At 53.6% G+C, this 19,441-nt stretch carries 22 protein-coding genes; 5 read left to right on the top strand and 17 right to left on the bottom strand.

Annotation, left to right across the window (positions count from 1 at the left end):
• Positions 1 to 41: 41 nt before the first annotated feature.
• Genes V6575_RS18960 through V6575_RS18970 form a run of 3 tightly spaced genes read right to left on the bottom strand, consistent with a single transcriptional unit; the run spans position 42 to position 2,296 of the window.
• Complete coding sequence (locus V6575_RS18960; RefSeq protein WP_340276573.1) at positions 42 to 635, bottom strand: hypothetical protein; 594 nt, start codon at positions 633 to 635, stop codon at positions 42 to 44.
• A gap of 2 nt (positions 636 to 637) precedes the next feature.
• Entirely contained in the window at positions 638 to 1,819 is a 1,182-nt protein-coding gene (gene dapE / locus V6575_RS18965; RefSeq protein WP_340276574.1) for a succinyl-diaminopimelate desuccinylase, read from the bottom strand.
• Between the two features lie 48 nt (positions 1,820 to 1,867).
• Positions 1,868 to 2,296, bottom strand: a complete 429-nt coding sequence (locus V6575_RS18970) for a DUF805 domain-containing protein (RefSeq protein ID WP_340276575.1) — start codon at positions 2,294 to 2,296, stop codon at positions 1,868 to 1,870.
• A 215-nt stretch (positions 2,297 to 2,511) separates the two neighbouring features.
• Here V6575_RS18970 and V6575_RS18975 point away from each other — a divergent pair, with 215 nt between their 5' ends.
• On the top strand, positions 2,512 to 3,336 hold the full coding sequence (locus V6575_RS18975) for a DUF2189 domain-containing protein (protein WP_340276577.1): 825 nt from the start codon (positions 2,512 to 2,514) through the stop codon (positions 3,334 to 3,336).
• On the opposite strand, the gene truA is transcribed toward V6575_RS18975, so the two are convergent.
• The 5 genes from truA to def are packed head-to-tail and all read right to left on the bottom strand — an operon-like array spanning position 3,333 to position 6,900.
• Positions 3,333 to 4,148: a tRNA pseudouridine(38-40) synthase TruA gene (gene truA / locus V6575_RS18980; RefSeq protein ID WP_340276578.1), complete on the bottom strand. Its 816-nt coding sequence runs from the start codon at positions 4,146 to 4,148 to the stop codon at positions 3,333 to 3,335. The two genes, V6575_RS18975 and truA, sit on opposite strands and share 4 nt — an antisense overlap.
• 8 nt (positions 4,149 to 4,156) lie before the next feature.
• Entirely contained in the window at positions 4,157 to 4,696 is a 540-nt protein-coding gene (locus tag V6575_RS18985; RefSeq protein ID WP_340276580.1) for a GNAT family N-acetyltransferase, read from the bottom strand.
• Positions 4,697 to 4,731: 35 nt separating this feature from the next.
• Positions 4,732 to 5,673: a methionyl-tRNA formyltransferase gene (fmt, locus tag V6575_RS18990; RefSeq protein WP_340276582.1), complete on the bottom strand. Its 942-nt coding sequence runs from the start codon at positions 5,671 to 5,673 to the stop codon at positions 4,732 to 4,734.
• A gap of 45 nt (positions 5,674 to 5,718) precedes the next feature.
• The gene (locus tag V6575_RS18995) at positions 5,719 to 6,351 is read right to left on the bottom strand and encodes a MarC family protein (RefSeq protein WP_340276584.1); all 633 of its coding nucleotides are present in this window, start codon (positions 6,349 to 6,351) and stop codon (positions 5,719 to 5,721) included.
• 30 nt (positions 6,352 to 6,381) lie between these two features.
• Entirely contained in the window at positions 6,382 to 6,900 is a 519-nt protein-coding gene (gene def / locus V6575_RS19000) for a peptide deformylase (RefSeq protein ID WP_340276586.1), read from the bottom strand.
• 176 nt (positions 6,901 to 7,076) lie between these two features.
• Here def and V6575_RS19005 point away from each other — a divergent pair, with 176 nt between their 5' ends.
• Positions 7,077 to 8,246 carry a DNA recombination protein RmuC gene (locus tag V6575_RS19005; protein ID WP_340276588.1) on the top strand — a complete coding sequence of 390 codons (1,170 nt, stop codon included), beginning with the start codon at positions 7,077 to 7,079 and terminating at the stop codon, positions 8,244 to 8,246.
• A 79-nt stretch (positions 8,247 to 8,325) separates the two neighbouring features.
• Here V6575_RS19005 and V6575_RS19010 read toward each other — a convergent pair whose 3' ends face one another.
• Entirely contained in the window at positions 8,326 to 9,024 is a 699-nt protein-coding gene (locus tag V6575_RS19010; protein WP_340276746.1) for an IS6 family transposase, read from the bottom strand.
• A 62-nt stretch (positions 9,025 to 9,086) separates the two neighbouring features.
• Between V6575_RS19010 and V6575_RS19015 the strand changes: the two genes are divergently transcribed.
• Entirely contained in the window at positions 9,087 to 9,257 is a 171-nt protein-coding gene (locus V6575_RS19015; RefSeq protein WP_340276590.1) for a hypothetical protein, read from the top strand.
• A gap of 60 nt (positions 9,258 to 9,317) precedes the next feature.
• Here the strand turns inward: V6575_RS19015 and V6575_RS19020 are convergent, their stop codons facing one another.
• The gene (locus V6575_RS19020; RefSeq protein ID WP_340276591.1) at positions 9,318 to 10,052 is read right to left on the bottom strand and encodes an SDR family oxidoreductase; all 735 of its coding nucleotides are present in this window, start codon (positions 10,050 to 10,052) and stop codon (positions 9,318 to 9,320) included.
• Between the two features lie 81 nt (positions 10,053 to 10,133).
• Here V6575_RS19020 and V6575_RS19025 point away from each other — a divergent pair, with 81 nt between their 5' ends.
• Complete coding sequence (locus V6575_RS19025) at positions 10,134 to 10,769, top strand: TetR/AcrR family transcriptional regulator (RefSeq protein ID WP_340276592.1); 636 nt, start codon at positions 10,134 to 10,136, stop codon at positions 10,767 to 10,769.
• 12 nt (positions 10,770 to 10,781) lie between these two features.
• Here the strand turns inward: V6575_RS19025 and V6575_RS19030 are convergent, their stop codons facing one another.
• The 3 genes from V6575_RS19030 to V6575_RS19040 all read right to left on the bottom strand — a co-directional run bounded on the left by V6575_RS19030 (position 10,782) and on the right by V6575_RS19040 (position 13,526).
• Positions 10,782 to 11,657: a C40 family peptidase gene (locus tag V6575_RS19030; protein WP_340276593.1), complete on the bottom strand. Its 876-nt coding sequence runs from the start codon at positions 11,655 to 11,657 to the stop codon at positions 10,782 to 10,784.
• A 60-nt stretch (positions 11,658 to 11,717) separates the two neighbouring features.
• Positions 11,718 to 12,068, bottom strand: coding sequence for a MarR family transcriptional regulator (locus V6575_RS19035; RefSeq protein WP_340276747.1), 351 nt, complete (start codon positions 12,066 to 12,068; stop codon positions 11,718 to 11,720).
• A gap of 69 nt (positions 12,069 to 12,137) precedes the next feature.
• A complete protein-coding gene (locus V6575_RS19040; RefSeq protein ID WP_340276595.1) occupies positions 12,138 to 13,526 on the bottom strand; it encodes a leucyl aminopeptidase family protein in 1,389 nt (462 codons plus the stop codon).
• A gap of 195 nt (positions 13,527 to 13,721) precedes the next feature.
• On the opposite strand from V6575_RS19040, the gene V6575_RS19045 reads away from it, so the two are divergent.
• Positions 13,722 to 14,504 (top strand): tetratricopeptide repeat protein, encoded by a 783-nt coding sequence (locus V6575_RS19045; protein WP_340276596.1) that lies wholly within the window; start codon positions 13,722 to 13,724, stop codon positions 14,502 to 14,504.
• Positions 14,505 to 14,588: 84 nt separating this feature from the next.
• Here V6575_RS19045 and V6575_RS19050 read toward each other — a convergent pair whose 3' ends face one another.
• The 4 genes from V6575_RS19050 to V6575_RS19065 form a co-directional block, all read right to left on the bottom strand.
• Positions 14,589 to 15,566 carry a type II secretion system F family protein gene (locus V6575_RS19050; RefSeq protein WP_340276597.1) on the bottom strand — a complete coding sequence of 326 codons (978 nt, stop codon included), beginning with the start codon at positions 15,564 to 15,566 and terminating at the stop codon, positions 14,589 to 14,591.
• 25 nt (positions 15,567 to 15,591) lie between these two features.
• The gene (locus V6575_RS19055) at positions 15,592 to 16,611 is read right to left on the bottom strand and encodes a type II secretion system F family protein (protein WP_340276598.1); all 1,020 of its coding nucleotides are present in this window, start codon (positions 16,609 to 16,611) and stop codon (positions 15,592 to 15,594) included.
• Between the two features lie 8 nt (positions 16,612 to 16,619).
• Positions 16,620 to 18,026, bottom strand: coding sequence for a TadA family conjugal transfer-associated ATPase (locus V6575_RS19060; RefSeq protein WP_340276599.1), 1,407 nt, complete (start codon positions 18,024 to 18,026; stop codon positions 16,620 to 16,622).
• Positions 18,027 to 18,126: 100 nt separating this feature from the next.
• A complete protein-coding gene (locus V6575_RS19065) occupies positions 18,127 to 19,434 on the bottom strand; it encodes a CpaE/TadZ family protein (protein WP_422785607.1) in 1,308 nt (435 codons plus the stop codon).
• Positions 19,435 to 19,441 lie beyond the last annotated feature (7 nt).

Below are 19,441 nucleotides of genomic sequence, written 5' to 3' on the forward strand. Positions count from 1 at the left end.
TCGCAGCGGACTGGCTGGCCAAAATCCTGTCAAATGGGAGCTCAGAGGCCCCACATCCGACCAACCAGCTCACCAATCAAAAGTGATAAAACAATATCCAGGATGACAATCCCAATTGTCATGCTGAGATTGGCCTGAAGGGAAATTCGTGTCACCAAAAACCTGAACCAGATCACAACGATCAGCGACATCAAGGACAAAAGAACCATGATGCCTGGTGCAATGACGCCCATGAGATACAACAGCGACACACAGACATAGGGAACAGCCGCCAGAAGGCTGGTCCAGTTTCGCGCCACGATGAATGGAACATAGCCCTGGGCAATGCCCAACGGCCGCGCAAGGACAGCCAAAAGCAACGGCAAGGCCAGCCAATCCAGGCCAAGGCTGGTGAATTGCGCCAGCCAATAAGTGCCAACTGGAAACGTTTCCGAAATGAAATCAGTCTCATCCAGGAGAAGTTTTTTCTCAGCCAGTGAACTGATCACAAACAGTGGCACGAGAAGCAGGACCACCGCAAACGAGCGCCAAAACCCATTGATGGAGACGTCGAAGGCCCGCATCCCTTCCGGACGATTTCGGAACAGATACCAACTGCCTTGCAGGGCGCGCGCGATCTCCTGGCTGCTCAACATTTTTAAGCGCCTTTCGCAGCCTTGAAATAATCATCCAGAAAAACGCGATATATAGCGGCCAGACCATCGACATCCGACAGCGCCACGCATTCATCAACCTTGTGCATTGTCTTGCCAACGAGACCAAACTCGACAACGGGGCAATAGTTCTTGATGAAGCGCGCATCAGACGTCCCACCACCTGTGGTGAGCTCAGGCACACGGCCCATTTTGGCCTCCACCGCTGCACTCAGAGTTTTGATCAAGGCATCGTCGCGCGTCAGGAATGACTCGCTGGCATCCCGCCGATATTCGACCTCCCAATTCAGCGTTTTTGGCGCGGCATCTTCCAATGTACTGGTAATCTTGGCTTTCAACGTCTCTAACGTCCACTCGTCATTGTAGCGGATGTTGAAGCGGGCCTCTGCACGCGCGGGAATTATATTGAATGCAGGATTGCCAACATCAATGGTCACGATTTCCAGATTGCTCGGTTGAAAGCGATCATTGCCTTCATCAAATCTGACCGCATCAAGCTCACTCATCAACGCCATCAAACCAGGTACAGGATTGTTCGCATGTTCCGGATAGGCCACATGTCCCTGCATGCCGGTCACTGTCACAGTGCCGGACAGGGATCCCCTGCGTCCGACCTTGATCTGATCTCCAAGAGCTGCCGGATTGGTCGGCTCTCCGACGATGCAGGCATCGAACTTATGGCCCTGCCCTTCAGCCCATTCCAAAAGCTTTACCGTTCCGTTGACAGCAGGACCTTCTTCGTCCCCGGTAATCAGAAGAGAAATCGTGCCGCCAAACTCATCACCGCGAGATTTCAGGAAGTCCAGAGCTGCGGCTGCAAAACAGGCAATGCCTCCCTTCATGTCAACGGCACCACGACCGAACAAAATGCCCTCTGCAATGTCCCCCGAGAAAGGCCCATGGCTCCAGTCTGTTTCATTTCCAGGAGGCACGACATCTGTATGACCTGCGAAGACGAAATGCGGACTACCGGAACCGATGGAGGCAAACAGGTTCTCTACATCGGGCGTATCGTCATCGGAAAATGTCACCCGATCAACTGTAAAACCAGCGCCGCTCAGCAGTTCCTCCAAAAAGCCTAATGCCCCGCCTTCAGACGGTGTCACCGAAGGGCAGCGAATGAGATCGCGAGCAATCTGGATTGCGGAAGAATAGGTTTCAGACATGAGGCTTCTGGTCTTTCAGGCAGTGAAATCGATAAAACGCCAACCTGATCAGGTCTTGCGTCGATAGTAGCTGTTTGGGAACGGACCGAAACGATTGGGCCCTTGTTCGCTGGGCATGAAGCCCAATACGAACACAACGATAATATTGATCCCGGGGATAAAAATCAAAAGCGCCGTGAAGCCACTGATCCCGATATCCTGACATCGCTTGATCACCAGGGCCAATTCAACCCATTGAAGCACAAAGAAAAGAATTGGAAAAAGGGGATTGGATTCCACGAAGCCCTGAAGATTCAGATCATCAATGGCAACATCGGAATCCATCGACCCAAACCAAATGTTGATCGCAATTCCGATTACGATCCAGACGAGAAACAATACAAGCCAATAAGGCTCGCGCCCAACCCGTCCGATCGGGCTGGCAAGCAGCCATCCCAAGCCGGGTGTCACGTTTGCCTGGCTGTCATTTGAAGACATGAAAAATCCGTTCTCGGGTCGAAATGCAAAGCTCCTCCAGCAGTTAGTCACATGCGGCCATGGGATCAAGGTTTGAACAGCCCGAAAGAGCGTAGCTTTCCCGGAAATCCGCATTTCTTGCCTCAACATACCGGAAACTACGAATGCTCAAGCTCAACTGACCTGCCATGATGTTTCTTTTGTTCCCGTCGGGGTGAGGAAATCGGAGACATCAAATGGCTGAAGATAACGATAATACGAACGCTACAAGCCTTATTAAGCCAGCGGCGCCTCGCAAAGCACCGATAGTCCTGGAAATAACTTTGAATGATGTAATTGATGCCCTGTCTGCAGGCTTGCAGGACTTCCGCAAAGCCCCAGTCTACGGTCTGGCCTTCGGAGCGTTCTTCGCCATTGGCGGTATTCTGATTGTCCTGACCGCCGCAGCTTTCAACATGAGTTATCTCAGTTACCCACTGGCGGCCGGTTTCGTTCTTATAGGCCCGTTCGCAGCAGTCGGGATTTATGAGGTCAGCCGCCGCCTTGAGCGTAACGAAGCGCTCAGCTGGGGCACGATCTTTCGGACAATGTGGGACCAAAAAGGCCGCGAGCTGTCATGGATGGCCTTCGTGGTGCTCTTCATCCAAATCATGTGGATGTATCAGGTTCGGTTGCTGCTCGCTATTTTCATGGGGTTCCGGTCTTTCGCATCCTTTGGCGAGTTCATTTCCGAGATCGTCAACACACCGGAAGGCCTGATGTTCCTCGCAATCGGCCATGTGGTCGGGGCAATCCTATCGCTGATCTTGCTCTCTTTGACAGTCATCTCCTTCCCGCTTCTCCTGGAAGAAGACCGGGACTTCATCACCGCCATGATCACCAGCGTAAAGGCCGTTGTTGTCTCCCCCGTACCCATGATCAGTTGGGCCATCGTGGTCACGATCACATTGATCGTCTCGATCGCTCCCGCCTTTATCGGCCTTGTCGTAACACTGCCTGTTCTGGGCCACACAACATGGCACCTCTATCGTAAATGCGTGGTGCCGGAAGATGCAGGTTAGCCTTGTTCCTGGGCGGCCTTTAGGGCTTTTTCCGCCTGCTTTGCCAGATGATTTTCAGTGTCTTTGGCCTTGGACCGATAATCAACGGCGGTCAGATAAAGTCCATCAGCAGGCGCGACCGGACCACAGGCCTTGCGATCTCGTGCAGCCAAGGCATCGCGCACATCTTGCGGTGTCCATTTCCCTTCACCGACCAGTTTCAACGATCCGACCATGGACCGCACCTGATTGTGCAAGAAAGAGCGCGAAGAACACTCGGCGATCACGACCTGTCCCTCTCTTCGCACCGAGAAACTTTCCAACGTCTTTTCCGGGCTTTTTGCCTGACATTTGGTATGGCGAAACGTCGTAAAATCATGATGACCGATGAACTCTTGTGCAGCAATATGCATCGCCTCGGCATCCAGATCTGCCTTCACGTGCCAGGCGAGGCCCTTTTCAAAGGTCAGCTGCGCCCCGCGATTGAAAATCCGATAGCGGTAAGAGCGGCGTATGGCGGAGAAGCGGGCATCGAAGCCTTCATGCATCTTCTCACAATCCAGCAGAACGACCGGGTCAGGCTGAATGTGGAAATTCATCGCCTTCATGACCGTTTCTGCGGGCCAATCCTTTTCAAGGTCAGCGTGCCCGACCTGTCCTGTGGCATGTACGCCAGTATCAGTCCGGCCTGCCCCACCAACAGCAACAGCTTCACCGGTGAAGCCCTTGATTGCGCGTTCCAGGGCAGCCTGCACAGAAGGTCCATTTGACTGACGTTGCCAACCACAATAGGGCCTGCCGTCATATTCCACAGTGAACTTATAACGCGGCATATCGTGCCTTATTCGAATTCCTGAAACGGTGTCGCAAAGCCCACCTCGACCGGCAGGTCATTTTCGCCTGCATCGGTTAGCGCCAGTGCCATGAATGCATCGCCTGCATAGGGTGCCTTGACCTTCCGTGCCAGAGCAGGATCAAAACCGAACCTGGGATAATAGGCTGGCGGCCCCAGAACCAGAACAAGATCCTCACCCAGCCCCTTCAATGCTTCCAGTCCTGCCTTGATCATCGCCGACCCAACGCCTTGGCGCTGGAACTCAGGCAAGACCGAGATCGGCGCAAGGCAGCAAATGATCAAACCTTGCCCAGGACCAACATCGGCGGGTGTGACACGGCTGAAGGCCACATGCCCAACCACCTGCCCGTCTTTGCTCACCGCAACCAGCTCCAGAACAAGGGCCCCGCAATGACGAAGACGATACACAAGCCGCGCTTCAATCTCCTGGCCAAAAGCGACTGTGACAAGGCCTTTCACATCGGCTTCATCTGAAGAAACGAAAGCCCGAACCGTGAGCGTGCTCGCATCAATGATATTGTCCATGGCCTCGCCCCTCAGCCTCATATGAGGCAACATGTTCAGATCAGGATATCACCTGAAGACAGTTTCGCGCCGCGCAGGAAGTCCTGACCGCCAACCGGTTTCTTGCCAGCGCGCTGAACCTGAACAAGCTGGACCGAACCATCGCCGCAGGCAACGACTGGCCCGTTTCCATCGACAGTCAACACTTCGCCAACAGATCCGGCCTCGGTCGTCAGTTGACTGCGCAGAACCTTGACCCGCTCAGTCTTTCCGCCAAGTGTCATCTCGCACCATGCACCCGGAAAAGGTGACAGACCGCGAATATGATCATGCACCGCTTTAGCACTCTGCGACCAGTCAATACGTGTTTCAGCTTTTGTGAGTTTGCGGGCGTATGTGACGCCATCGTCTGTTTGAGGCGTTGCATTGAGTGACCCGCGGGACAAACCGGCCAGGGCGCGGATCATCAAATCACTGCCCAGCCCGGATAGCTGGTCATGAAGTTCCCCCGCAGTCATGTTTTCGCCAATCGACAAGGTTTCCGACATACAGACAGGGCCAGTGTCTAGGCCCTCTTCCATCTTCATCACCTGCACGGCGGTCTCAGCATCCCCTGCCATGATTGCGCGATTGATCGGAGCTGCTCCACGCCAGCGCGGCAAAAGCGATGCATGAAGGTTGAGGCATCCATCTGTCGGCGCTTCTAGCACCGCTTTGGGTAAGAGCAGACCATAAGCCACCACGACTGCGACATCAGCCTCCAGATCAGCAAATTTCTGCTGTTCCTCAGGGTCTTTCAAAGAGACCGGTGTGAAGACGGGGATTCCAAAAGACTCTGCCGCCCCGTGAACGGGAGTTTTTTTCAAATCCATGCCACGGCCAGCCGGGCGCGGTGGCTGAGAATAGCAAGCAACCACCTCGTAGCCATGGCCAACGATTTCCATCAAGGTGGGAACGGAGAACTCTGGAGTTCCCATGAAGACAATGCGTAGGGTCATGATGCTTCCGGCTGTCTTTAACTGAAGTGCGCCCTTATTGCGCGATCAGGCCAATCCGGGCAACAGGGCTTTAAGGCTTGAGACCATCATTTCCATGGCAATCGCGGCTAGAATCATCCCCATCAGCCGACTCATGACGCTGGTTGCGGTCTGACCGAGCAAGCGTTGTAGCAAGGGAGCCGCCAGAAACGTCACGCCAAGAAGGGCTATTGCAGCAGCAATAGCCGCGCCATATGCGATTTCCTGCGAAACAGACGTCGCCTGACCGCGAAAGATGATCAGTGTCGAAATCGTTCCTGGACCCAACAGAATAGGAACCGTCAATGGATAGATCGCCGGGTTATCCTGTGTCGCACTATGGGCCTTTTCAGCATCCGTGCCATGATGCGCCGCGCTCTGCTCACCGGAAATCAAATGCAAGGCAATCAGCAGGATCAAAAACCCGCCAGCAAGCCGGAAAGCACTAAGGGAAATACCGAAAACAGCCAGAATCTCATTGCCAACCAACGCGATGATCCCGCTACCAACGATCAAAGCAATGATGACGGTGATTGCCACAGCCCTTTGGCTGGCGGGTGTTCTACTCGAAGTCAGTGACAAAAACACGGGCAGGTTGGCAACCGGGTTCATGATTGCAAACAGAGCTGCAAACATCTTCAGGAAAAATGCCTGATCCATTCCGAGTTTCTCCTTGATGGCGCGTTGCGCCTAAACGGTGCCAGCCATTTTGGCCTGTTTCATAAATTTCTTCATCACCCTATCGCGCTTCAACTTGGACAGGTAATCAATAAACAGCTTGCCATCGAGATGATCCAACTCGTGCTGGATACATGTCGCCAGAAGGCCATCAGCTTCAAGCTTCTGCGCCGCACCGTGCTGATCCGTGAATTCGACATTAACCGCTTTCGGGCGCTCAACATCCTCAAAAAACTCCGGGATAGACAAACATCCTTCCTGATAGACGGATAATTCGTCGCTCCTCCAGGTAATCACCGGATTTATGAAGACCATTGGGTCATTGGCGTCTTCGTCCTGAGCCACATCAAGAACAAAGATACGCTTCAAAACCCCGATCTGGCTGGCTGCCAGGCCAATGCCCGGTGCTTCGTACATTGTCTCCAACATATCGTCGGCAAGACTACGAATACTAGCATCAACTGAAGCGATAGGTTTGCAAACCTCGCGCAGTTGCTGATTGGGTATGATGATGATGTCACGTTTCGTCATGGCAACGACATATGCAAAGCTGCGGCGAGGGTCAACGCGGATTAATGCAGTTCGACACTGTTTATTGGCCAATCAGACCAAGATTAACGGTAAATACTCCCTGACTGCCGCCAAATGCCTGTTCGCCCCCCGAGAAGCAAACTGCATCCAGGTCCGAATCGTTCTATGTTTGTTTCATGTACAGTGTCCTCTTCATTTTCAGTGGTCATGCCGTGACTGTTCTGGAAGCCTCCATCGCTGGCGGCCTCTTTCTCCTGGTTATGATCGCATGGCTTGTTCTGCGCACATTGGGTCAGATGCGCATTAGCGCCCGGGCTGACAAAGCAGCGACCAAGCGTATTTATGAGCTGGAAAGCCACCTGTCGATGTTGCTCAAATCCCAAGGCGAAATGACAGGGCGCATGCAAACAATGGCAGAGGTTTTTGGCTCCCGCCAATCGGACATGATGCGCGCTGTCAACGACCGGCTTGATGGCATGGGACACAAGCTGGGCACGTCCATGGCCAACACCACAAAACAAACCCACGACGGCTTGCGCCAATTGCATGAGCGACTTGCTGTCATCGACAGGGCCCAGCGCACGATTACTGACTTGTCCACTCAAGTGGTGGAGCTGCAATCAATCCTGTCCAACAAGCAGACACGCGGTGCATTTGGTCAGGGACGGATGGAGGCCATCATCCAGGATCAATTACCCCCCAGCGGTTATGACTTTCAGGCAACTCTTTCGACCGGCACACGCCCTGACTGCCTGGTTCACATGCCCAATGGCGCGCCATCACTTGCTATCGATGCAAAATTTCCGCTTGAAGGTTTCAATCTGCTGCGCAATGCCAAGACTGACGAACAACTAAAGTCGGCACAGGCTCAATTTCGCCGGGATTTTACAAAGCATATCCAAGACATTCGAGACAAATATCTGATCCCCGGCGAGACCCAGGACACAGCCTTTCTTTTCGTTCCGTCCGAAAGTGTATTTGCCGAACTGAATGAAGGTTTCGAAGACCTTGTTCAAAAGGCCCACAGAGCCCGCGTCGTGATCGTTTCGCCAACCCTCTTAATGCTCTCGATCCAGGTGATTCAGGCCGTTTTGCGTGATGCCCGCATGCGCGAACAAGCTCATCTCATTCAGGCAGAAGTCGCCCATCTCACAGCAGATGTCGGGCGTCTCAACGACCGTGTACTCAAGTTACAGACCCATTTCGGCCAAGCGAACAGGGACATCGACCAGATCCTTGTTTCGACCGACAAGATCAGTAAGCGCAGCGCCAGAATTGAAGATCTCGATCTGGGGCAAATTGCGGGAGAAACAGCCCCAACTGAAACACTGCCACCCAGTGCTTGAAGTCCGAAGCGAGCTCAAGGTGTAGTGGTGTTGTCACATTAACTGCGCCGGGTCGCATGAAGGCGATTGTGTTCGCCGTTTAAGCGATGCTCGCATCGACCTTCCACGCGTCGAAAGCCTCCAGGCGGTGGTATCTGATCTGAACTGCGGAGCGGCGGCGGGCGGGAACGGGGAAGCGGTTGCGTACGGCTGAGTGGCAGGACACGTATCGTTGCAAGCCTTCCGGAGATCGGAATCCCTGCATGCATCGCTCTCGCTTTGTGAACGGCAAATGGCTGTTTTCGGAACGATTGTTCAGACCTTTGTGGGACCGGTGCTTGAGGCCGGGCGCCACCTCGCGTTTCGCCGCGCCGTACGATCTCAATTTGTCCGTCACGATCCGCCGGGGAATTCCGTGGCGCTTGATCAGCGACTTCAGAAGCCGTTTCGCAGCCCGTTTGTCACGTCTGGATTGCAAGATCTCGTCCAGAACCATCCCATCCTGATCCACAGCTCGCCAGAGCCAGAACACACGACCTGAGATCTCCACCCGGACTTCGTCCAGATGCCAAATGTCGCCGGGGTGCGCCGGGCGGCGGCGTAGATTTCGGGCGATGCCGGGACCGAACTTCACCATCCAGCGTCGAACGGTCTCGTATGAGACGTCGATCCCGCGCTCGAGCATCATCTCCTCGACTTCGCGCAGGCTCAGATTGAAACGGACGTAGAGCCAGACCGCGTGGGCGATAATTTCGGGCGGAAAGCGGTGGCGTTTGTAGCTGATAGGCGATGTCGACAGCCGGGTCACTATGCCGATTTCGGCAAGTTTGCAAATCTGCAACTGTTAACGTGACAACACCGATGTACCCGCGCCACGCCGTGCCGAACATGATCAGACTGGCCGAAGGTGGATTACTTCCCCTCGACGAGTTCGCCTTCGATACTTTCCGGCTCGAGGACGTGAACGCGGCGGTTGCCTGTGCGCGGCAAAATGCAGGCCCGTTCCGCATGACGGCCATTCACCCGACGTGAGCCCCAAGACCAACGTGCGATTCCCAACCGATTGGTGGCACCGTATTTGCCCCCTGTTCGTCACCAGGGCAGACGCCCTCCGGTGGCGAAGTACCCGCCGGTTTCGTCATCGTCATCCGATAGGGCCAGCCGGACGGCTTCGGCCGCGCCTTGCGGAATGGTCTGCCGTCCCCGGTGACCGTTGAGATCGGTTGCGGTAAAGCCGGGGTCAGCGGCGTTTACCCGGACACCGCTTTGCCGAAGTTCGGCTGCAAGCTGCACGGTAAGCATGTTCACTGCAGCCTTCGAGGCGTTGTAGCCGATCAGCTTGTAAGCGGAATATTCCCAGGACGGATCCGCGTTGAGCGTCAAGGAGCCAAGACCGCTGGAGAGGTTGATGATCCGCGCCGGGCGCGCCTTCTGCAAGAGCGGTAGCATGGCCTGGGTGACGGATAGGGTGCCCAGAAAGTTCGTTTCGAAAACGCGCCTGACCGCGTCGAGGTTGGCCTGTGCTGGGCTTGCGTCGCGGGGATCGGTGATACCGGCATTGTTGACCAGAATATTCAGCGATCCCTCGCGCGCGCCTATGTCCGCGGCGGCGCGTTGTGCCGATGCCGGGTCGGTCAGGTCGAGGTGCAGGTATCGCGCGACGATCCCCTCGGTCGCAAGGGTTCTGGCGGCCTTCTCCCCGCGTTCCGCGTCCCGGGCGCCGATGATGATCCGCAGCCCCGCTTGTCCGAGCTGGCGGGCGATTTCGAGCCCGATTCCCTTGTTGGCCCCGGTGACGAGGGCGCATAGTTCGGCAGATGATCGCATGACATTTCCTATCAAAGCGTGGTTGAAGTGCAAGTGCATGCGGGTATTATATGAACCATTCTTCAGGTTTGGAATTCGCATATGACGAGACCCTCCGGTGGCGCTCTAAGCGCCCGTAAACAGCCGCGTCAGGCGCGCGCGCACCTCACCGTTGACGCGATATTCGAGGCAACCATTCAGGTTTTGTTGTCGGAAGGTCTGTCGGCCCTGACAACCACCCGGGTGGCGGCAAGGGCCGGCGTCTCCGTAGGAAGCCTGTATCAGTATTTTCCGCAAAAGCAGGCTTTGCTGTTCGCCTTGCTGCAACGCCATCTCGAAGCCGTCTCTGACGCGGTTTGCGCGACCTGCGCGCAGTGTCGCGCCATGCCCCTTGACCAAATGTCAGACGCGCTGGTCCATGCCTATCTCGACGCGAAGACCAGGGATATCGCCGCCACGCGCGCGCTTTATGTTGTCGCGGCAGAGCTTGATACGGACGACCTTCTTGGCGCGGTTGCCCGGCGCAATCATTCCGCGATCCGCGATCTTCTGCTGAGCGCCGGAGACCGCCGCGTCCACCAACCTGACGCCGTCGCTTTCGCCCTTAGCGCGACACTCGCCGGGACGACGCGCGCGGTGTTGGCGCGTGACGCCACGCAGGGCGATCTTGCCGCGTTACGTGCGGAATTGCCCGTGCTGTGCCGGGCTTACCTGGTCGCACGGTCCGGTCCTCTTTGACGGGTGTAGTCTCTAATCTGGCAGGCTTACTCTGCGGACACTGCTCACTGCACCCCACTCATTTTTTGATATTCGATCAACTGCAATATCCAAGGGTTCAATTGCCACCGTCATCGTGTGGCCGTTGGCATGAAGAAGGCTGTTCTCCGCATTTATGATTCCGACATGCCCCTTCCAGAATACAAGATCTCCACGTTGAAGTTCTGCCAATGCATCAAACGACACCGCCTCCCCGACATCGACCTCCATGACATCACTGTCACGCTGAAGAGATATTCTGGCGACCTGCGCCGAAATCTGGACCAAGGCCGAACAATCAAGGCCAAGACTCGTGCGACCGCCCCACAGATATGGCGTCCCGATAAACTCTTCCGCAACAGACACCCAATCGCTTTCAGTTTGATCCATCAGAACCAGATGGCCCTTTACGACTGCAGATCCATCACTCAACAACGCATAGTCCAACCCACGGGTCGTCGCCTCGCCAACAACGACAACAGCCGACCCCATTGAGATTAAGCCGACCGGAGGGCGTTTGAGATCAGGCCCTGGATAGCGATAAGTTCTTAACGCTCGCACCCGGTGAGTCCCGTTGCGATGAGGAGCAAGGCAATCACTTCGAAACCAGCCAACATATCCATCTGTTTCCAGTTGCCCCCAAGCCCAGCCTTCGGCGGTCTCATCAAACACTTTAACAGTTTCTCCGTGGAGTGCCTGTGTATCAATGGCAACCTCCAGGTCAGGTTTTGGCCTTATGTCGATAAAATCCGCATGAATGGTTCTTAAGCTGCCCTCCACGAACCGGTCAGCGACAACCTTTCCCTCATAATCGATTGAGGCGAGATCAGGACGCACAGGATGGAAGCGTCGATCAAATATGTCAGCCATGGTTTGTCTGTTCCATTCAAAAACCGGTCGCGACCAGGTCAAAATCCCCAGTGCGGAAATCTATCGGGGCAATTCTTGAGCTTTTTCGACGACCAGATCGCCAAGCTGCTCCAAATATAATGCGCCGTCGACTGTCCGCGTAATGATCACATTGCGTTTGTCCGCCTCATCCCTCTTGCGAGACAGAAGGCGCATGCTTCCGAGCGTATCAAGTGCCCGCGTAATCGCGGGTTTAGTCACGTTCAGTTTAGCCGCCAAGCCTCTAACCGTATGAGGCGGCGGCTCAAGGTAGACTGACAACAGTATGGTCAGCTGACGAGCCGACAGATCCTGCTCGCTGTCCCGCACCAGAGTCAGGTTCACCTCGTGCAAAAGCTTCAATGCCTGGGAGGCGCGAATCTCAACCGCCATATCGAATACGTACCCCATCTGGTTTCATGGTTGCCATTCAACCATGAAACCGTTTCGGAGCCGTTATACTCAAGAAGAATATTTTTCAGCAATTACATCAAAGAGGCACCGGATGCCCTGTGCCTCTCCGCCCGAAGGCTTTCCTGGCCTCTCCGTCGGGGTCCATCCATAGATATCAAAATGCACCCAAGCTGTCGTGTTTTCAATAAAACGCGACAAGAAGAGAGCTGCTGTAATTGATCCGGCAAAACCTGCGCCTGACGTGTTGATGTGATTGATATCAGCGACCTTGCTATCAAGGTACTTCATGTAGGGCTGCCACAACGGCAAACGCCAAAGCGGATCGGCGCTTGCCTCAGACATCAACGCAATCTCATCTGCAAGCTCTTCATGATACGTATAGAACGGCGGCAAATCTGGCCCTAGGGCAACGCGTGCAGCCCCCGTCAAAGTTGCCATATCGACCAAAAGGTCTGGAGCTTCTTCATCCGCCAGTGACAATGCATCCGCAAGAACAAGCCGCCCTTCAGCATCCGTATTGCCAATCTCAACGGTCAAGCCTTTGCGGCTTGCCAGAATATCACTTGGACGGAATGCGGAGCCAGAAATGGAGTTTTCAACGCAGGGCACAATCACGCGCAAACGCACCGGCAAATTGGCTGCCATGATCATGGACGCAAGCCCCAGTACATTCGCAGCGCCGCCCATGTCTTTTTTCATCAAGCCCATGCCGTTGGACGGTTTGATGTTCAGGCCCCCCGTATCGAAAATAACGCCCTTGCCAACCAGCGTTACCTTAGGTGCATTTTCATCGCCCCACGAAAAATCAGCCAACCTCGGAGCCCGACTGCTTGCACGTCCGACCGCATGAACCATCGGAAAATCGCGCTCAAGAAGATCATCTCCAACAATAATCTCACCGGAACCATCATATGTGACGAACAACTCTTCAATGGCTGCGGCAAGTTCTTCGGGGCCAAGATCATTAGCGGGCGTGTTGATGAGATCGCGCGCCAATTCGACACCGTCCAGAATGAAATGCATTCGCTCAAGATCAACACTCTCTGGCGCAGCGAGCCGCGGCAAAGGTCTAGCTGGCTTTGTGTAACGGTCAAATCGATAGGAGCTAAGAGCAAAACCCAAAAGGCCTTGCTCAACATCAGGGAAGCCTGCGGCAAGGTGATAATCCGCTGCTGGCAGCGCACTCACGATCCCTCCGAGAGCAAAAGACGAGGGCAGTTCCTCTACAGGGGTACCATAAAGAACAGCTTGTCCCTGTTCACCCTCAACAGGAACCAACAGCACACTGCCAACCGCAGCGGAGAACCCATTCAGCGTTGCCCAATGCCGCGCGGTTGGCCCAAGGGCCTCCAACAAACTGTCCAAATTGGTTTCACTCGCAGCATAAATCGGAGTGGAAGATACTGCTTCATTCTGCCGGATGATCGACTGACGCACGGATGGCTCCTTCGGGAATTTATTAGACTTTACAGTTAAGCGCCTGTCTCTGACTTGGCAAGCAAGCCGCACTCCAAAGACAATTAACCTGACCCAATCGTAGCTGCAAAATGCAACTTTTAACAAAGCATTAGGGTTAACAAGCTATTTCATAAGAATAGATTTCAACGTCGCCCTCTTGCCTGGATTAGAGTCATGGCCCATCGCGCATCCAATCTGAAGCATAGGACCGCTCGGTTCATTCCGATCGCAGCCGCATTAAGTGTCCTCATGCTTGCGACTGGTTGCTCCTCTACAAAACAGGGAGCCATTGGAACTCATGCCTCGGCAACAGGGCAAGCTTATGCTGCACCAGGTTCATCTGAAGCACGGCGAGCCGTTTCCAGCTGGGGTGCACGATATGAAAAGAATCGACAGGATAAAAATGCAATCCTGGGATACGCAAGTGCCTTGCGCCAAAACGAACAAACGCCGCAGGCGATGGCTGTGCTCAGAAGCGGGGTCATCTCGCACCCGAGAGACCGCCAAATAGCCTCAGCCTACGGCAAGATACTCGCCATTGGCGGAAAGTTTGGCGAGGCCCTTAATGTGCTGCAGGGCGCGCAAAATCCGCAAACCCCGGATTGGAAACTCATGTCCGCAGAAGCAGCGGTCTATGATCAGATGGGCAATCACAAACGAGCTCAAGCCTTGTACAATCAGGCACTCAAGATCGAGCCAAACGAACCATCCATCTTGAACAACCTCGGGCTTTCGCACCTGCTGTCCAATCAACTGCCTGAAGCAGAATATACGCTTCGCAAAGCGGCTTCCCTGCCCGGCGCAGACAGCCGAGTTCGGCAGAACCTGGTTCTGGCCTTGGGTGTCCAAGGAAAATTTGCCGAAGCCGAGCAAATTGCCCGCAGTGAAATGGACCCAAGGCAAGCGGAAGCGAATATCGCCTACCTACGCCAGATGATGTCCAGCACACACGGTTGATTCAGACGCGCCTGCACCTAAAACAAGGAACGTACGGCCGAACTCCTGCTAGCCCTGTTTTCTGCCAGAATTTTCGATATTTTTCTACTGGAATGCATCCATGACCTGCATAACGGCAGGGCCAAGGATGACGAAGAACAGAACCGGCAGGAAGAATATAATCATAGGAACGGTCAACTTAGGCGGCAAAGAAGCTGCCTTCTTTTCAGCCTCCTGCATCCTCTGCTCTCGCGTATCATCCGACATCACACGAATAGCATTACCGACAGGTGTTCCGTAGCGTTCAGCCTGAATAAGAGCCATCGTGACGTTTCTCACCCCATCAACGCCTGTTCGAGTGCCTAGATTCTCATAGGCCAAACGCCGTTCGCCAAGATACGATAGCTCGGCATTCGTCAGTGTCAATTCTTCTGCAAGCGCAATAGACTGAACGCCAATTTCCTCGGCCACGCGAGCGAATGCTGCTTCAATCGACATGCCGGACTCGACACATATCAGCATGAGATCAAGTGCATCCGGCCAAGCCTGTTTGATTGACTGCTGACGATTTGTAATCTTGTTTTGCACATAGACGTTTGGCCCGAAGACACCGATCCCCCCGATGAACAAACATCCACATATCTTAGTTATAACCGGTATCGTGTCTGGCAAAATCAAGAAAGCGTAAAACAAACTGAAAAACAGAAGAATGACAGGAACTACAATACGTGCAAACAGAAAAGTATAAAGTGGACCTGTGCCCCTATATCCTGCCATGCGCAGCTTTTTCTTTGTATCACCGTCTGACAGCATTTCTATCAGATTTAACCGATCAACAATATTTTTGACATTTTCCTTTGGCTTTGCTCTCAAAGAACTACGCGGATCCTGCTTTTCCGTTGCAAGGCGCGCACGCTCACGCGCCCGTATTTTGTCCCGCTCCAAGGCTACCGTTTTCATACGCGATTTAAGACTGTCACGCTCGAAGAAAGGCATAATGATTGTGTAGAGCGTACCAGTGACCGCGACCACAGCTAGGACCGCTATCAGAAATTGGCTATCAACAAGAGCTTCCAGGTTCATTCCTCAATATCCCAACGATCACAGCCTAGAAGTCAAAATTTATCATCTTGCGCATGACCATGACGCCGCAAAACATCCAGAACAGCCCTCCGGCGATGATGATGTTCCCCGCCGTCCGAGTGAACAACAGGCTAATATAATCAGGCGCAATCGCGTACATAATGCCTGTAATAATAAACGGCAGAGATCCGATTATGGCTGCTGAAGACTTCGCTTCAGAGCTCAGAGCTTGAACTTTCCGTTTCAAGGTCTTTCGCCCACGCAACACCTTTGAAAGATTGCCCAGCGCTTCTGACAAACCACCGCCAGCCTTCTGCTGAATGGCAACGACAATGGCGAAGAAGTTGGCTTCGGCGACCGGCATCCGTTCAGGCATTCGTGCCACGGCATCTGTCAGACTGACGCCCATAACCTGTGTTTCAACAATCTTGCGAAACTCCGTGGAAACTGGCTCCGGGGCCTCCTTGGCAACGATCTTGATGCAATCACCCAGTGGCAGACCTGCTTTCACCCCACGAACGATGACATCAACAGCACCGGGCAATTCGTCAAGAAAAGCGGCAAAGCGTTTCTTACGTTTGTAATTGACGAACCAACGCGGAAAACCAAGTCCACCAGCAAATCCCAACGCCAATGCCACAATAAGGTTTTTGCTGAAGATAAGGCCAAGAAGTAGAAACACAATACCGCAGGCAATGCTAAAGAAAATGAAATGCTTGCGTTCCCAGTTGAGGCCAGCCTGTTCCATTCGAACATTTAAAGTAACATGGGTCTGCTTTTGGCTTTTTTTCTTCTGCCGTTCTTCAAATTCTTTCAACTGGTCTTGAACCGACCGCCGTCGCTTGTCCCCATCACGAACCTGGGTGCGAGCCTCAACTGACTGCGAACGAGTAGTGATCACAGTCATACGTTCATCGCGGCGCTTTGTTCCAGACAGTGCCGGTTGGAAAACGGCGTAAATTATGCCGCCAATACAAAGTGTCACCAACACGGCAACACCGACCGTCGCGGCTTCTGGTCCCTGTAAAAACTGCAGATCAAACATTGGAAAACTCACTCATCAGCATACTCAGGCATTTCTGATGCGTCTAAAGCTTGGGCAAGCCGGTTCTCTTCACCAAAATAACGCGCGCGCTCCCAAAACCGGGGGCGCCCAATTCCGGTTGATCTATGACGACCAATGATGCGTCCACTCGCGTCCTCTCCCATCATCTCGTAGAGGAAGACATCCTGAGTAATAATCACGTCCCCCTCCATTCCCATGACTTCGGTTACATGAGTGATCCGGCGAGACCCGTCTCTAAGCCGGGCAGCTTGAACCACCACATCAATGGAGGATACGATCATCTCTCTCAAGGTTCGCGATGGCAGCGAAAAACCACCCATAGTGATCATCGATTCAAGCCGCGACAAAGCCTCACGAGGCGAGTTCGCATGCAAAGTGCCCATGGAGCCATCATGACCGGTGTTCATGGCTTGCAGAAGGTCGAAAGCTTCTGGTCCACGCACCTCACCTACAATGATACGCTCCGGACGCATACGTAGACAGTTCTTAACGAGATCTCGCATTGTGATCTCACCTTCACCCTCAAGATTGGGCGGTCTCGTTTCCAACCGAACCACATGAGGCTGTTGAAGTTGAAGCTCGGCAGAATCCTCGCACGTTATGATACGCTCGGTGCTCTCAATATAAGCTGTCAGGCAATTAAGCAGCGTTGTCTTACCTGATCCTGTGCCACCCGAAATAAGAACATTGCAACGGGATCGTCCGATGATCTGCAAGATCGTCGAGCCTTCCGGAGTTATCGAGCCAAATTTGGTCAGCTGTTCTAGGGTAAGTTTGTCTTTCTTAAACTTACGAATCGTCAAAGCCGGACCATCGATGGCAAGCGGCGGCGCGATGACGTTTACACGAGACCCGTCTGGCAAACGGGCGTCACAAATCGGGCTTGAATCATCGACACGACGTCCCACCTGGCTGACGATTCGTTGGCAAATATTCATCAGCTGAGCGTTGTCGCGGAAATGAATTCCGGTCTGCTGCATCTTGCCCTCGGTCTCAATATATACCGTTTGAGAACCGTTCACCATGATGTCCGCAATGTCATCTCGTGCCAAGAGCGGCTCAAGAGGACCGTAACCCAAAACGTCGTTACAGATATCATCCAACAGGTCTTCCTGTTCGGAGATAGACATGACAACATTTTTAAGCGCAATGATATCGTTGACGACATCTCGGATTTCATCGCGAGCATCTTCAGGCCCTAGCCTGCTCAGTTGAGATAAATCAATCGCCTCGACAAGGGCGCCGAAAATTTGCCCCTTGGTTTCATAATAATCTTTGGACTTCCGGCGCTTGATCTCTTCCGGTGTTGCTTTTGGCGGTGCGGGCTTTTCTTCGACAGCAATAGTTGGGGCGTTCGACTTGACCTCGGGCTCAACTGATTGTGAGTCAGCCATTGACGGAACCGGCCCTAAAGGCTTTGCCGACGTCGCTCCAGAAGGCGATGTACCGCGTCTACCGAACATGGCGAACTGTTTCTCCGTTATGGAGTCGGCCTCAGGCCGACTTCCCAATCAACTTTGACAGAAGGGAATTCAAACCAGTGCGTTTCACCTTGTTTGCATCGCTCCGGCCCGACACTTGTTGTGCCAGTTCTGAAAACATCCCGCTGATTGCATGTTTTGAATCAAGTTCAGCAATCATCTGACCATTGTTGGCGGCGGTTCCGAAAAGTTGCGGGTCAAAAGGTATTATTATCGGCGCAGGCAGCCCGAGTGCTGTTGCGAATTCATCAGGCTTGATTTCAGGTCGCTTTGGCACATTAACCCGGTTCATCACCAATTGCGGCAAACGGTCATTTGGCCGCAACTGTTTCAGCATATCGACCACGTTCTTGGCATTACGCAAGTTGGCCAAGTCCGGCTCTGCAACGATGACAACCTCATCCGCGCTGACCAGAACATTTCTGGTCCAACCGTTCCAAGCGTGAGGTACATCCAGCACAATATAGGGGGTCGAGCTGCGCATCGTATCGACGAGGCCATCAAAAGCGCTTTCTTCATAATCATATGTGCGCTCAAGGGTCGCTGGCGCTGCCAGAAGGCTCAAGTTCTCAGTGCATTTAGATAAAATACGGTCGAGAAAGGTCTCATCCAGGCGCTCAGGTGCAGAAACCGCTTCATATACCCCCTGAAGAGGGTCCTGATTGAAATCAAGCCCTGCAGTTCCAAAAGGAAGATCCAAATCAGCAACAGCAACTTCATTCTCAAAGCTGTGGGCGAGGGCCCAAGCACTGTTATGTGCAACGGTTGACGCCCCACACCCGCCCTTTACGCCAAAAAACGCAATTGTCCGGCCAAGCGGTTCTTTTTCCGGCGAGCCATAGAGCTCACCGGCAGCAGCAATCAGCTGATACACATCAATAGGTGCAACGAGATATTCGCTAACCCCCTTTTGGATTAAATCACGATAGAGCGATACATCGTTGATCATGCCAATCACGATGACCTTCGTTCCCGCATCACAATATTCTGCAAGTTGCTCCAGCTCAGACGAGAGCTTTTCCTTGTCGGGCCCCGCTTCTACAACGATCAAGTTTGGCGTTGGAGCTTGAGCGTAGAATTCGACCGCGGCCGGAATACCGCCCATATGCACTTTAACATGAGCCTTCGCCATTCGACGATCTTCAGCTGCCATCTCAATTGTGCGAACCGTTTCGTCAGTCAGGCAGAAGCTCTGAATGGATATACGCGGGACTGGCCGAATGCCGATGCCAGCTTCAGGCGCAGCTTTTAATTGTTCCTGCGGAATGACGCCATGTTCTGCATCTTCCTCAAGCCCGGACATGTTTAGCTCGATGCTCATAAGCAAT

This window comes from Roseibium algae (genome assembly GCF_037783265.1).
GTDB classification, from domain to species: Bacteria; Pseudomonadota; Alphaproteobacteria; order Rhizobiales; family Stappiaceae; genus Roseibium; species Roseibium algae.